At 39.7% G+C, this 14,924-nt stretch carries 15 protein-coding genes; 11 read left to right on the forward strand and 4 right to left on the reverse strand.

Going from position 1 to position 14,924, the window contains the following annotated elements:
- Position 1 precedes the first annotated feature (1 nt).
- Positions 2-919, reverse strand: coding sequence for a COX15/CtaA family protein (locus AC6CIB_RS20600; RefSeq protein ID WP_498283876.1), 918 nt, complete (start codon positions 917-919; stop codon positions 2-4).
- Between the two features lie 496 nt (positions 920-1,415).
- On the opposite strand from AC6CIB_RS20600, the gene cyoE reads away from it, so the two are divergent.
- From cyoE to AC6CIB_RS20640, 8 genes are all read left to right on the forward strand, one after another.
- Positions 1,416-2,327, forward strand: a complete 912-nt coding sequence (gene cyoE / locus AC6CIB_RS20605; protein WP_148968620.1) for a heme o synthase — start codon at positions 1,416-1,418, stop codon at positions 2,325-2,327.
- Between the two features lie 103 nt (positions 2,328-2,430).
- A complete protein-coding gene (coxB, locus tag AC6CIB_RS20610) occupies positions 2,431-3,507 on the forward strand; it encodes a cytochrome c oxidase subunit II (protein WP_148968621.1) in 1,077 nt (358 codons plus the stop codon).
- A gap of 29 nt (positions 3,508-3,536) precedes the next feature.
- Positions 3,537-5,408 (forward strand): cytochrome c oxidase subunit I, encoded by a 1,872-nt coding sequence (gene ctaD, locus AC6CIB_RS20615; RefSeq protein WP_498283878.1) that lies wholly within the window; start codon positions 3,537-3,539, stop codon positions 5,406-5,408.
- Complete coding sequence (locus AC6CIB_RS20620; RefSeq protein WP_044337518.1) at positions 5,408-6,037, forward strand: cytochrome (ubi)quinol oxidase subunit III; 630 nt, start codon at positions 5,408-5,410, stop codon at positions 6,035-6,037. Before ctaD ends, AC6CIB_RS20620 begins: the two co-directional genes overlap by 1 nt.
- A 4-nt stretch (positions 6,038-6,041) precedes the next feature.
- Positions 6,042-6,374 carry a cytochrome c oxidase subunit IVB gene (ctaF, locus tag AC6CIB_RS20625; RefSeq protein ID WP_044337517.1) on the forward strand — a complete coding sequence of 111 codons (333 nt, stop codon included), beginning with the start codon at positions 6,042-6,044 and terminating at the stop codon, positions 6,372-6,374.
- Positions 6,375-6,808: 434 nt separating this feature from the next.
- Positions 6,809-7,714, forward strand: a complete 906-nt coding sequence (ctaG, locus tag AC6CIB_RS20630) for a cytochrome c oxidase assembly factor CtaG (RefSeq protein WP_498283880.1) — start codon at positions 6,809-6,811, stop codon at positions 7,712-7,714.
- Between the two features lie 72 nt (positions 7,715-7,786).
- Complete coding sequence (locus AC6CIB_RS20635; RefSeq protein ID WP_498283882.1) at positions 7,787-8,248, forward strand: DUF420 domain-containing protein; 462 nt, start codon at positions 7,787-7,789, stop codon at positions 8,246-8,248.
- Positions 8,249-8,992: 744 nt separating this feature from the next.
- Positions 8,993-10,138: a GNAT family N-acetyltransferase gene (locus tag AC6CIB_RS20640; protein ID WP_498283884.1), complete on the forward strand. Its 1,146-nt coding sequence runs from the start codon at positions 8,993-8,995 to the stop codon at positions 10,136-10,138.
- Positions 10,139-10,191: 53 nt separating this feature from the next.
- On the opposite strand, the gene ytvI is transcribed toward AC6CIB_RS20640, so the two are convergent.
- Both ytvI and AC6CIB_RS20650 read right to left on the reverse strand, forming a co-directional pair.
- Positions 10,192-11,250 (reverse strand): sporulation integral membrane protein YtvI, encoded by a 1,059-nt coding sequence (ytvI, locus tag AC6CIB_RS20645; protein WP_498283886.1) that lies wholly within the window; start codon positions 11,248-11,250, stop codon positions 10,192-10,194.
- Positions 11,251-11,465: 215 nt separating this feature from the next.
- On the reverse strand, positions 11,466-11,825 hold the full coding sequence (locus AC6CIB_RS20650) for a YugN family protein (protein ID WP_148968627.1): 360 nt from the start codon (positions 11,823-11,825) through the stop codon (positions 11,466-11,468).
- Between the two features lie 253 nt (positions 11,826-12,078).
- Between AC6CIB_RS20650 and AC6CIB_RS20655 the strand changes: the two genes are divergently transcribed.
- Together AC6CIB_RS20655 and AC6CIB_RS20660 are read left to right on the forward strand one after the other, a co-directional pair.
- A complete protein-coding gene (locus AC6CIB_RS20655) occupies positions 12,079-12,513 on the forward strand; it encodes a CBS domain-containing protein (protein WP_498283888.1) in 435 nt (144 codons plus the stop codon).
- A gap of 215 nt (positions 12,514-12,728) precedes the next feature.
- Complete coding sequence (locus AC6CIB_RS20660) at positions 12,729-13,781, forward strand: CAP domain-containing protein (RefSeq protein ID WP_498283890.1); 1,053 nt, start codon at positions 12,729-12,731, stop codon at positions 13,779-13,781.
- Positions 13,782-13,840: 59 nt separating this feature from the next.
- Here the strand turns inward: AC6CIB_RS20660 and AC6CIB_RS20665 are convergent, their stop codons facing one another.
- A complete protein-coding gene (locus AC6CIB_RS20665; protein ID WP_498283892.1) occupies positions 13,841-14,329 on the reverse strand; it encodes a PaaI family thioesterase in 489 nt (162 codons plus the stop codon).
- 165 nt (positions 14,330-14,494) lie between these two features.
- Here AC6CIB_RS20665 and AC6CIB_RS20670 point away from each other — a divergent pair, with 165 nt between their 5' ends.
- Entirely contained in the window at positions 14,495-14,911 is a 417-nt protein-coding gene (locus AC6CIB_RS20670) for a YlbD family protein (protein WP_498283894.1), read from the forward strand.
- Positions 14,912-14,924 lie beyond the last annotated feature (13 nt).

Genomic DNA, 14,924 nt, shown 5'->3' on the forward strand with positions numbered 1-14,924 from the left:
GTTATGCTTTCAATTTACTTCTTGAGATGAGCAGGATAAAGTAACAAAGTAATCCAAATAGACAAGAGATGATCAATGCGTGCAATAAAGCGATCCCCAAGTTTAGTCTTGTGAACACCACGAGTGCTCCGGACATGACTTGAAGGGATACCAGCGTAAACGCGATGATCCATCCCCAATAAATAACCTTTTGGTGCTTATGCTCTTTAATCGCAATATATGTGATATAAGCAATCCATAAGAAAATGAGTCCTGCCGCTGTCCGATGCCCCATTTGAATCCACTCATATAGATTGGAGGGCAGACCCGGAGACGAGTTAACACATAACGGCCAATCTTTACACACTAAGCTCGAATCCGTGTGTCTGACTAAAGCACCGGTATAAACAACAATATAACTATATAAAGTGACTCCTATTGTATGGAATCTCATACGTTTATTAATGACCAATGAGTTGGCATCAAATTTCTGATCGACTTCAAAAATCAGAAGTGTTAATAATAGAATTGAAGCAAATGATATAAGAGAAATCCCAAAATGCAGTGCAAGTACGAAGTCTGATTGCCCCCAGAGTACAGCAGCAGCTCCGATTAGACCTTGTAAAACTAAGAAAAAGAAAGAGAGTGCAGCAAGGAATTTTGTTTCACGCTTATATCCAATCGCTCTCCATGACCATACCGATAATGCCAATACTAATAATCCTACACCACCGGAGACAACCCGGTGTGCCAATTCTATGACAAGCTCGAACGTTATATCGCTTGGAATCAATTGTCCGTTACATAGTGGCCAAGATCGTCCGCAGCCCATACCAGATTCAGTCTTCGTAACAAGGGCTCCTCCCAATAGAACAAATAACATACCAAGAGTAGTGAGAACGGCAAGCCACTTTAATCCTTTGTGGACACCTTTATGCAATCTATTCACCTTCTTAATTAATAGACTCTACACACTTTCTAATTTATAAATATAGTAGAAAAATATATATGCCCCTACGATAATACATAAAAGGTCAGTAAAACTCAACCGATAAAATGTTACAGAATTATGAGCATGATAATTATTTATATGAAGAGAATAACTAGAAGAGAATAACTATTAGTAGATAAAGACTAATTTGCAGAAAAACAAAATCTGTAAGCGCTTAGCTTCGTTTTATGGTATGATGGGTTTAAAATGTTTGTAGAAATATGAAGAAACGTCTGCGTTTTTCATTCTTCACAATTTCTTCACATTATTGTCTAATTCTCCCCCAAAAAGGAAAAAATATATGGTTTAATATAATATTGATAGCATATATACTATTTCTTATCTGTGCATGAATTAACAGATGGATATAGAAATAGAGAATCATTTCCTATATAGTATAGAGGTGGTAACTGGCCTCTGGCTTTTTATAGAGAGGAGGAAGAGAATGTCTAGTCGAATGATGACTAACGCTCAAGAAGCAGATTTGACAACCTCAACTGCTTGGAAGGATTTTTTAGCACTAATCAAAATTGGTATCGTTAATTCAAACTTAATTACAACCTTTACAGGTATGTGGTTAGCTTTTTACTTTACTAATACACACTTTCTAAATTCTCTTGATACGATGTTCCTAACATTGATAGGTTCTTCCCTTATTATCGCGGGTTCCTGCTCCATAAATAATGTGTATGATCGAGACATCGATCCTCTGATGGAACGTACGAAGGGACGTCCTACCGTAACAGGAAAGATCAATGCACCTAAAGCTTTGTCTTTGGGATTAATTATGATTGCAGTGGGAATCATAATGTTATTTATGACCACCGTCACTGCAGGTGTGATAGGAATCATTGGGGTATTTAGTTACGTTGTATTATATACAATGTGGTCTAAGAGGAAATACGTAAGCAACACAATTGTAGGGAGTATCTCAGGTGCGGTCCCACCACTAATTGGTTGGTCAGCTGTAGATGCAAATCTGGATATCATCGCTTGGATTCTATTCCTAATGATGTTTATCTGGCAGCCGCCTCATTTCTACGCTTTAGCGATGAAGAGAGTGGAAGAATACAGAGCAGCGAATATACCGATGCTTCCCGTAGTAAAGGGATTTGCTACAACCAAGCACCATATCGTTGCATGGGTTGCAGCTTTACTGCCTCTGCCATTCTTCTTGATGGATTTAGGTATGTTCTTCTTTATACTTGCAACAGCCTTTAACATTGGCTGGCTTGCACTGGGATTAGCCGGTTACAAAATGAAAGATGATATTAAGTGGTCAAAACTTATGTTTGTCTATTCACTAAATTATTTAACTATCTTGTTCGTAGCGATGGTTATCGTTACCGTACTATAAGATTAGTGGGAATTCTTTCTGATAAGAAATCCAAATAGATATTTTTTATGAGTCCTTGTTTTATTCAAAAGTATATTACATGAAAGTGGGGTTTGATTAAGCTATGAAAGCAAGGCTATCTAAGTGGCGCTTATTCTCAATTGTAGCAATGTTAGCGCTAGTTCTTTCTGGTTGTGGAGAGCCATTTCTCTCCACATTACAGCCAGCTGGTGAAGTAGCACAGTCACAATATGATTTAATGATACTGTCTACGTTAATAATGGTATTAGTAATCATTGTAGTAGTCATCGTCTATATGGTAGCGATTATTCGTTTCCGTAGAAAAAAAGGAGATACTACTATTCCGAAACAAGTTGAAGGAAGTCACACACTTGAAATCGTGTGGACAGTGATTCCAATCATCCTTCTTCTTATCTTAGCTGTTCCGACCGTAACGTCTACTTTCGAATTAGCTGATACAAAGGCTATGGATAAAAAAGACGCAGATGGTAATCGCGAAGCTTTAGTTATAAACGTTCGCGCTAATCTTTACTGGTGGGAATTTGAGTATGAGGATGAAAAAATCATCACTTCCCAGGATTTAGTTGTACCAACCGATCAAAGGGTTTACTTCAATGTTACAGCTTCTGACGTTAAGCACTCTTTCTGGATTCCAGCTGCTGGAGGAAAGATTGATACAAACGTCGACAACGTAAACACCTTCTTCCTTGAATTTGATGGAGAAAAGTCTAAAGAAGCAGGCGGATTATTCTACGGAAAATGTGCTGAGCTATGTGGACCTTCTCATGCTTTAATGGACTTTAAAGTAAAAGCGCTTCCTAAGGACGAGTTTACGGCATGGGTAGAAGATATGAAAAATGCAGGGGAACCTAAACCATCTTCTGATTTAGCACAACAAGGACAAGAAATCTTCAACCAAAAATGCTTAAGCTGTCACGCAGTATCGCCTCAGGATGGACGTCCGGAATCAGCTCGTCTTGCTCCTAACTTAGCAAACTTTGGTGAGCGTACTCGAATCGCAGGTATTCTGGATCACAATGAAGAAGAGCTGAAAAATTGGCTGGTAGACCCTGAGCAGTATAAGCCAGGTAACAAGATGACAGGTACATATGGTAACCTGCAGGAAGACGAACTTGATGCCCTTGCAGAATATCTGATGGGATTAAAAGTTCAAGATTAATTGGGGATTAGTTAAAGGGAGGTTTAATCGTGAGTAGCTATGCACAGAAAAAAGGCTTCGGCGCGACTGTTTGGGACTATTTAACAACAGTAGACCATAAAAAGATCGCCATCCTTTACCTTATGGCTGGAGGATTCTTCTTCTTAGTCGGTGGATTAGAAGCTCTTATCATTCGTATACAGCTTGCTGTTCCTAACAATGACTTTGTTAGTGCTGGCTTATACAACGAAGTTTTAACAATGCACGGTACAACGATGATTTTCTTAGCGGCCATGCCGTTAATATTCGCATTCATGAATGCGGTTGTACCTTTACAAATCGGTGCTCGTGACGTTGCATTTCCTTTCCTGAATTCATTAGGTTTTTGGTTATTCTTCGCAGGTGGAGTTTTCCTTAACCTTTCATGGTTCTTAGGTGGAGCACCAGATGCCGGGTGGACTTCATATGCTTCACTCTCAATGGCATCTAAAGGACATGGAATTGATTTCTATGTACTAGGGTTACAGATTTCAGGTGCAGGTACATTAATAGGTGGGATCAACTTCCTTGTAACCATCATTAATATGCGTGCTCCAGGTATGACATACATGCGTATGCCGCTATTTACTTGGACAGTTTTTGTTACCTCGGCACTTATTTTATTTGCGTTCCCTGCTTTAACGGTAGGATTATTCTTAATGTTATTTGATCGTATGTTCGGATCGAATTTCTTTGATGTAGCAAATGGCGGTAACACCATTATTTGGGAGCATTTCTTCTGGATTTTTGGTCACCCTGAGGTATACATCCTTGTATTACCTGCTTTCGGAATTTTCTCTGAGATCATTCCACACTTCTCTAGAAAACGTTTATTCGGATACTCATCCATGGTATTTGCGACCGTACTTATCGGTTTCTTAGGATTCATGGTTTGGGCTCACCATATGTTTACAGTAGGTCTTGGACCAATCGCAAATGCAATCTTCGCCGTTGCGACAATGGCCATTGCCGTTCCAACAGGTATCAAAATCTTTAACTGGCTCCTTACAATGTGGGGAGGAAGTCTCAGCTTCACTACTCCAATGCTTTACGCAGTAGCGTTTATCCCTACTTTCGTAGCAGGTGGAGTAACCGGAATCATGAACGCAGCTGCAACAGCTGACTATCAGTTCCATGATACGTATTTCGTTGTTGCCCATTTCCACTACGTTATCGTAGGTGGGGTAGTATTTGCCCTATTGGCTGGTACTCACTATTACTGGCCAAAAATGTTCGGTACAATGTTAAATGATTTCTTAGGGAAAATCGCTTTCTGGTTATTCTTTATCGGATTCCACTTAACATTCTTTATTCAGCATTTCCTTGGTTTAATGGGTATGCCTCGTCGTATTTGGAAGTTCTTGCCTGGTCAAGGATTGGAAACAGGAAACTTAATCTCTTCCATTGGAGCGGGCTTCATGGGAGTCGCGGTTATTGTACTTCTTGTTAACGTCATCATGACACAAGTCAAAGGGGTTAAAGTTTCTAATGACCCATGGGGGGACGGACGTACCATTGAATGGGCGATTCCATCACCACCACCATTCTATAACTTTAAGCAAACTCCGCTTATCCGTGGTTTAGATGCTTATTGGCTAGAAAAAATGGAAGGTAAAAAAGATCTTACACCGGCAGAACCTATCGGAGATATCCATATGCCGAATAACTCGATTTTACCGGTAATCATTTCACTCGGGTTATTCATAGCAGCATTTGGTGCTATGTATCATCCGGATGGTGATAAAGCATGGGCAATCCCTGTTCTGGTAATTGGAATGCTTATCACATTAGGTGCAATGTTCTTCCGTTCTGTAATTGATGATCATGGATATCATGTTCATAAAGAAGATTTAATGGATGATGATAAAGGGGGTAAGGCATAATGCATGCTGAAGAAAAATTCACGCCAAAGACCTGGCCAGCCTCCCCTGAAAAGGCAACCCTTGAGGGGAAAAACAAGTTTATGGGATTTTGGTTTTTCCTTGGTGGAGAAACGGTTCTTTTCGGATCTCTTTTCGCAACATATTTAGCGCTGAAAGACAAAGTTCCTAGTGACAGTCATGCACTTGCTGCTGACATCTTTGATTTACCACTTGCATTTATTGCAACTATGTTACTTTTAACAAGTTCTCTTACAAGTGTTTATGCAATGTATCACATGAAGAACTATAACTTCCAACGCATGCAGGCTTGGTTATTAGTTACGGTTCTACTAGGTGCAGCTTTCCTTGGATTAGAGATTTATGAGTTTAATCATTACGTACACGAATACGGGCATACTTTTACTAGTAGTGCATTTGGTTCAGCCTTCTACACACTAGTTGGATTCCACGGAGGGCACGTAGCTTTCGGTCTTCTATGGATTGTAAGCTTAATGCTTCGCAACGCTAAACGTGGCTTAAACCTTTACAATGCTCCAAAGTTCTATTTAGCTTCTCTATACTGGCACTTTATCGACGTTGTATGGGTATTTATCTTTACAGTAGTATACTTAATGGGAATGGTGGGATAAACTGATGGCGAATCAACAATCAAATTCAGGTAACCCAAGTGTAGATTACGAATATCGTCGTAAAAAAAATGCAGAAGACATGAGAATGCAGGTTACATCCTTCATGTTAATGATTTTTTTAACATTGGTGGCGTTTATTGCAGTGGCAGGAGATTTTGATAAGTACTTTATTGTACCTTTCATCCTCTTACTTGCAGTCGTTCAACTAATTTTTCAACTTTATTACTTTATGCATATGAGTCATAAAGGTCATGAAGCTCCTGCATTATTCCTGTACTCTGGTGCACTTGTTGCATTTATCACAGTGTTAGCATTTGTAACGATTGTATGGATCTAAAGAAAAAAGTCAGCCGGATGGCTGGCTTTTTTGTGTAGAGTTTGGGTTTTCCCAATATGCTTGTCGGGCCAGACCAGTTGGCTATGCTTTTCGAATTGTCCAGCTCCAGGGCTTAGAGGCTCGAGGTCATAAGTCAAACATACCAAAAAGGCAAAGAGCGCCTTTCCGGTATGTTCGTCTTATGCTTGTCGCCTCTGTGCAAAGCCCCTTCGCTTTTCTAATTGTCAGCTACGCCTCCTAGTCCTTCGAGGTCACAACTGAAAAATCCCATAAGGCAAAAGACGCCTTTTGGGATTTCCCAGTTGTGCTTGTCGGGCCTGACCAGTCGGCTCCGCTTTTCTAATTGTCAAGAACTTGTCATTACCTTTCGTTGAAGTGGGGGAGGGTTGTCAGTATAATGGGTATAGGTGTTAAATGTGAAATGAGGTGAGCAAATGCCTTTAGGTATTTTTGGTTTTATGGCTTTATGGAGCCCGTTTTTTTTCTTGGCTTTAGCATTTATAACGGTCGTGTATTTCTTGGTCACTGTCAAATGGAGAGACAGTTTTAAAGAAAGTAAAAAATTGACTCGCAAAGAAGCCACTTATTTTATTCTAGCAATGGTTCTATTATATGGAATTAAGGGATCGCCGGTGGAGATAATGAGTACCATTTTATTTTCTGCTCATATGACTCAGATGGCGTTACTATATTTAGTGGTCACTCCTCTGCTCGTATTAGGGATTCCTAAATGGGTTTGGAAAGCTATAGTCGAATTACCTGTAGTCAAGCAAGTATTTAAATTTATGACAAAACCATTGATCTCTTTACTATCTTTCAATATCATCTTTTCGATTTATCATATCCCTTTAGTATTTGATAATGTCAGAACTGATGCTACTCTTCACGGTTTGGCAACCATCATTCTATTCTTGTTATCCTTATTTATGTGGTGGCCTTTACTAAACCCTGTGGATGACGATATTGATTTAAGCGGGCTCAAGCGTATTGGATATATACTTGGGAGTGCAGTCTTATTGACTCCGGCATGCGGTTTGATTATTTTTGCCGAGAATCCTTTATATGCCCCTTATTATGATCCACAGGAGTTTCTTAAAGCGTTGGCACTATGTGTGCCCGTTAATACTCTGGAAGGGTTGACGCTGACGGGGCCGGAGTTATTTACCGATATGTCTACACAAAATGATCAGCAGCTTGGCGGAGTGATCATGAAGATTGTTCAGGAGATTGTATTTGGAGTTATGCTGTTCAACCTGTTTTTTCAATGGTATCGCAAAGATCAGGAGAAACAAGAAAAGCTCTCCTATGATCCCGTTGAGCCTAAATTGACAGAACAGTAACGAATGAGGGGATGATGAACGTCATTCCTCTACTTACATAGCATATTATCTTTAGAAAAGAGAGGAACAGAGATGGGTTTACCTATTTTACCTACAATTAGTACCAGCTTTATCGTGTTAAGTGCAGTCACAGTTGCGATTGGCTGGTGGCAGATTAAACAGAGAAGGATTGAGCAACATCAGAAAACCATGACACTTGCAGGTATTTTTGCGCTTATCTTTTTCATCATTTATATGAGCAGAACGATTTTTGTTGGAAACACGTCCTTTGGCGGTCCCGATAGCATCAAGATTTATTATACGATTTTCCTGGTTTTCCATATAACATTGGCCACAACCGGGGCAGTATTTGGCCTGATGAGCTTGTGGACGGGCTATAAGGACCGTTTAGCAAGGCACCGTAAGCTGGGGCCGATTACGAGTTTTATCTGGTTCTTTACGGCTATTACAGGAGTCGCTGTGTATCTTCTCCTTTACGTATTCTATAAAGGCGGAGAAACAACTTCTGTCATCCGGGCAATACTCGGATATTAAAGAAAAACCTATTATGTGATGAATCACATAATAGGTTTTTTCTTTTGACTAGGCTCTTTTAGAAAAGCTTGTGGCTATCTTAAAGAAGAAAGTAGTAGTTGATTTCCTCTCCAGGATGCTCGCTTTCCGCGGGGCTGGCGTTGAGCCTCCTCGGCAAGCCTCCGGGGTCTCACCTGTCCAGCTACGGGGCTTAGGGGCTCGAGGTCATAAGCCAAGACTGCCAAAAAGGCAAAAAGCGCCTTTTCAGCAGACTCAACTTATGCTTGTCGCTCCTGTGCAAAGCCCCTCCGCTTTTCGTACTGTCCAGCTATTCCCGCAGGAGTCGAGCACCTGCAGCGAGAATCAACTTTCTGAGCATGTTTCTTTAAAAGAAATAAATAAAATCAAAAGCTTTTAGCAATCAACCTCTTTTAAGGTGAGTAGAAGTAATGTCCCATTGAAGAGGAATTCTGTCTTCAAATTAGATTGTTTTTAACACCTTTTAGCTCTGTCACGAAAAAACTTTTAAAGATGGTGAGGGGAACTGCGTAGACTCCTGCGGAAGTATGGGCTTGCCGAGACCCCGGAAGCGAAGCAGTTCCCCTCACCATCCACAGCACACACTGATTGACAGAGCCAAAGCAGACCTTATGTTAAAAACAACAATCTTTGTGAGAAGAGCCTTTGACTATAAATGGTGATTTACTAAAGGGAATGGTAGAAGCCCCGTCGAATATAGAAATAGTAGAAGGGAGCAGATAGATAATGATTACAAAATTAAACTACGGGCAGTTTGAAGAATCCTTACAGTTATCCGAATATGCGTTTCAATATGTAGTACCAAGTGAAGACAGAAACAGACGCCTTCAACAGACTAAAGTTCATACTGTGTATGGAATACATGAAGAAGAGAAATTAGCGGCGAAGCTTCATTTGATCCCGTTGGAAATACAGCTGGGTAAACATGTGTATCCGATGGGAGGTATTGCCGGAGTCGCTACCTATCCGGAGTTTAGGAGAAGAGGGTATGTGCGTCAATTAATAGATCATTCATTACTAAAGATGAAGGAAGATGGCACAGTCCTATCAATGCTTCATCCATTTTCTATTGATTTCTATCGGAAATTTGGATGGGAAGTATTTGCATCTTTCCACAAGGTACAGCTTGAGAAGAAGGATCTTGTACCATTAAAGCCTTACAATGGTCTAATCAGGAGATTTAAGAAGGATACATATCCTAAGGAATTGGAATCGATTTATGATCGCTATGCGGAGCAGCATAATGGAATGCTGGTACGTTCAAAAAATTGGTGGAGGGAAAGGAGCATCACCGATCTGTGGATAGCGATATACTATAGCGATGCAGGGGAAGCAACCGGGTACCTTACTTATGAAGTGAAAAAGGATAAGATGAAGGTTGAAGAGTTTGTTCCACTGACAAGTGATGCAAGAATTAGTTTATGGAACTTCATTTGTCAGCATGACTCAATGGTGAAAGAAGCTGAGCTTATATTGAACCCATGTGAGGTGTTACCCTATATGTTGAAGGACCCAAGAATTAAAGTTGAGAAGCACCCATACTTCATGGCAAGAATCGTCGATGTAGAAAACTTCTTGAATAGATATGTAAAAGAAATCGATTTTCCGTATCATCTTGAATTCTCCATTACGGATTCGACAGCGGCTTGGAATAACAGCACTTTTGTTCTTAATAAAAGTGAAGTGATGGTTGGTGAAAAGATTGAGGCACCGATTTCGCTGGACATTAAAGCTTTCACAGCATTAATCTTTGGAGTGCATACTCCAGAGGAACTGCTCCAAATGGGAAAACTTCAGGCTGTGGAGGAGGACCTTCATAAGCTCCAATCCTTATCCCAGGGGAATCATCCATTCTTTTATGATTTCTTTTAAGAGAAAATAAAGTCAAAAAGACCAATTCCCTACAAATAGGAATTGGTCTCTTTTCATAACTTGAAATTCGTTTTTATAATACCTGCCTCTTTAGCCGAATTAAACACGATAAGGATGAGCGGACCGATTATAAAGCCCAATACACCAAAGAGTTTTAGGCCGAGGTACATGGCGATTAATGTAGCAAGCGGGGATAAACCAATATGGGTTCCCATCACTTTAGGCTCTACCGTTCTTCTTATAATAAGGAGAATGGCTGCTAATACTGCTAGTTGAGTTCCTAATGCGATATTTTCTGTCAACAGATGGAAAATAGCCCATGGTGCCAAAACGACGATTGATCCTATCAAAGGAATAAAATCAATCACCCATATGATAATCGACATCACGATCGCAACCTCGGGAGCAATGAATAGAAGTCCAATTAAGGAAACGACAAAGATGATGATACTCACCAGGAATTGCGCTTTAAAGAATCCAAAAATAACATAGGTGAGTCGGGAAGTCATAAACGCCACTTTCTCTGCTGTTCTTTCTGTCAAATGACCATAAATGGATTTCTTGATTCGTGGTAAATCCAACATGAAAAGAAAGAGAGCAATTAAGTAAACGAGAAAACTCACTAAGTAATTGGGTATATAAGATAAAAACACACTTATCTTTTCAATATTGACAGAGTTAAGAATCTTCGTCTTTCCACTATTTAAGAAGTTTTGTACGTCTTCACTGAAGCTTCTCACTAGTTCATCAGGAAGATCCTCTGTCGCATTCAACAGCCTGTCCTCATAATCAAGCCAAATATCGCTTAATTGGTTTACATATTTCGGTGCATCTTCAATCAGCTTAATACCTTCACCAACGACTTTCGTAGTAACGAAGAACGAGGAAACGCTTATTAGAAGTAGGAACAATATAAAAACAGAAAGTACAGCCATTCGACGTTTAGCAGAGAAACGATTTTGTATAAAGCTAACGGCAGGCTCCAGGAAAAGTGCTGTAATAATCGCAGTAATCAAGGGGACTGAAACAGGTAATATAAAATAAGCAACTATAGCCAGTATTAAGATGATAAGTGTGATCATTAAAACTTTTTTTGTGAAAAACTTGGACAATGGTGTACCCCTTTCTAACAGAAACCTAGTACTATTATTATATGAGAGAATGAGAAGAATGAACAGTAGGAAGAAAATGAAATTTTAAAGGATTTTCTTCTGCTTAAATACATGTTCTATCGAATGTTGAATAGGGGAGATTGAAGTATAGGTCCAATCTAATAAGACAAAGAAAAAGACTGTCTGAAGATAGACAGTCTAATCATAATCAGATATTACCAAGCGAAGTTCGTTGCTTCTTTTTTGACATCTGCAATAAGTTTTTCACAAGAAGTGACCAGATGTTTAGGGAATTCTTCACCTTCACCGTATTCTATACCGTGTGGATAGTAATGTTTTCCTAATAATGGAGTCATTAGTTGAATAACGGCGTCATGCTTTCCGATATCTCCCTCAACTGCAAGACCTTGAATTCGCAAATAGAAAATACCTTCCCTGATTTCAAATTTACGATCGTACGTCACTCTTTCATAATCCCATTGACCTGCACGAACAAGTCCGTGAGATTCCATAATCTCGTCTAATCGGTTTAAGTCCACTTTTAAGCTTTCAAATTCAGTTCCTTCAAAACGCATAAAAAATTCCCTCCTATATTGTCCGGCATGAGGACTTTCGAGCCCTGATGCTTTTCCTATGGTAGAAGCATTTATATCGGTGTATGTACAATGATACTAAATGCGGTATTTCTCATTCTTAATAATAGTGGAAAAACCTTTATCTTGCAATGTCTTCAATCATTTGAATTTGTCATTTTAATAAAATGTGAATATCCTGCAGGAGAAAGTGAAAAATATAGGAAGTAATTCGGAACGTATGAGGAGGATCCAAATGACAAAAATCAGGGACATGATGACAAAAGACATTGAAACTTGTTCGTTACTGGACAATGTGTATGAGGTTGCTTTAAAAATGAAAGAATACAATGTAGGATCCATTCCCATCGTGGATGGTGATAGGATTGTGGGGATGATGACAGACAGGGATATCGTCCTCCGCTGTATTGCCGAAAAACATCCCGCTTCTTCAAAAGTTGAAGATATCATGAGTAAACACCTAATAACGATAGGACCCGAGACCGAAGCATCAGAAGCGGCCCACATCATGGCTGAGAATCAGATCCGAAGACTTCCAGTTGTCGAGGGAGATCAATTGATCGGTATGGTATCTTTAGGTGATTTTGCTATAAGGGAGTCTCTGGGCAGGCAGGCCTACGTTGCGTTAGAAAATATATCCGAATCAAACTTCAGAAATAAGCCGTTTTAATCTCGAGGAGATGATCTATATAGGATCATCTCTATTTTATTTGGTTCAGAAACCTTTCCCCATCGAGATTCATTTGTTTTAGAAGGGAGGAAAATATGCTATCCTTTATACTAGACTGAAGTTTTAGAATCATAAACAATGGTATAATAATTCTAGTATTTGAGGCATATCCTGATAGAGAAAGTAGAGAGGAGGGAAATTTTCTGAGAACTGTTTTGCGTATTTTGATCATTCTTGTCATTATTTTATTTATTGGTATTTATCAAGGTCAAAAACAAGAAAATGAGCCTCTTAAAGGCCCAGAAACCCAAACTCTTAAAGAAGACAACGAAAACCAATTAAATCAATCAATCGAAGCTCCGGGTGAACGACCCGCATCGGGTTTATCAACTTGGATTGGCAAAGATACGAAAAAGGTAACTGAAGCTTTTGGAGAACCAGAGCGGATTGAACCAAGCTCCTACGGGTATGAATGGTGGATCTACCCGATATCGGATAAACAGTACATACAAATGGGCGTTAACAACCATAAAGTCGTTACGTTGTTTGCCATTGGGGATCAGGTGGATGTGGCGCCTTATAAATTGGGACAACGTTTAGAAGACATTTACCGTTTTACCATTGTCGATTCCGAAATCGTTGTAAATGACGAATCAGGTGCTTATCAGTTTGAATTAAATGAAGAAGACCTGAATACCCGGCTTCTCGTAACCCTTGGAAATATTTATGCCCAGCTTTATCTGGACAAATTCACAGGTAGGCTAACGAGTATCCGCTTTCTTGATAGTCAAACTTTGATCGAGATGCATCCATATGAAATGATGTATCGAGGGGAATTGGCAGAGGAACAACAACCAAGCGAGGATGAATGGGATAAAGTAAATAGCGCCAGCGAACAGCAGATCTTTGATATTACAAATGTGATCAGGCATCAATTCGAAGCAGATATACTAAAATGGGATGAAGAAACGGCAATGGTAGCAAGAGGACATAGTCAAGAAATGTATGAAGAAGATTATTTCTCGCATGATTCACCAACCTTCGGAAACCTATCCGAGCGTCTGGAAAGTGAAAATGTTATGTTCAAGACTGCAGGGGAAAACATCGCTTCCCAGTACACGGACGCTCCAGAAGCCGTTCATGGCTGGCTGAATTCGGAAGGCCATCGAAAGATTTTACTGGAACAACAATTCACCCATCTTGGCGTCGGGGTATATAAAAGGTACTACACACAAAACTTTATAGAGAAATTTGAAGACAAAGAATAAAAAGGTTGATTCCCTAAGAAGTATGGGGAGTCAACCTTTTCTTATTGAAAAAAGCCCTTCTACTGTTTCTTTTTGAAAATAAAAAACGACCCGGTAGAATGAGCAACAATCTTACCTTCTGAACTGATAACTTTCCCGTTCACTACAATTGTCTTGCTTCCCTGATGAACCACAGTAGCATGAGCAGTTAAACGATCTCCTATACCTGGTGCCAAGTAGTGAACGTTTAAATTTGTCGTTACAGCTCCAAATTCTTCAGGAAGCATCATATTGGCTAATGTGCCCATAGCGGAGTCCACTAAAGTAGCGGTGACTCCTCCATGAACGATCTGCAGTGAATTATGTGTAACTGGCGTGATCGGAATACTTATTTCAAAATTACCGTTTATCACTTCGCGGTCCATGGCAAATATTCCGCCTATGATCGATCCATTTTCATTGTCTTTCTTACGTTTAACTCCTTCGAGAAGCTGCTTCAAGATTAGAAGTTCCTCATCCGATGCTCCTGAAAGACATTCATCAAACAACTGTTGTACCTGTTCTTTCATTTTCATACATCCTTTTCTTTATTCACAGCCAAAACATTCATTGGAAACTGTAAAATCAACGTTAATATACATGTAAATTTTACTACAAAAAGGAATGTATCACCATTCTTTTGAATCTTTCATAAAGTGTAGTAGGTAGATGCCTGTAATGGAGGTGTTCATATAATGGGTAAATCACTACACCCTAAGGTAAAAGAGTTTAAAGGATTTGTGAGAAAACACCCGAAAATTGTGAAAGATGTGCGTAATGGTGATGCCAATTGGCAGGATCTCTTTGAAGACTGGTACTTACTGGGGGAAGATGATACAAGGTGGAATAAGTATAAAGACGAAGCCGCGAAAGAATCAACCGCAACCAACCAAGGAAGTAAAAGCGGCTGGATGGATCAAGTTGGAGATATGGTGAAAAAAATGGACGCTAATCAATTGCAGCAACATATTAACAGCATAAGTGAAGCCTTGGGAGCAGTTCAAGGAGTACTTAGTCAATTTCAGTCAAATAACAATAGAGGATCAGGGACAGCAACCAAAACTGAAACACCATCTAAACCCTCCCATCCATTTTCATTCCGGAAAGATTAGGAGGGTGAATAAA

Source organism: Rossellomorea sp. GQ25, from assembly GCF_059758515.1.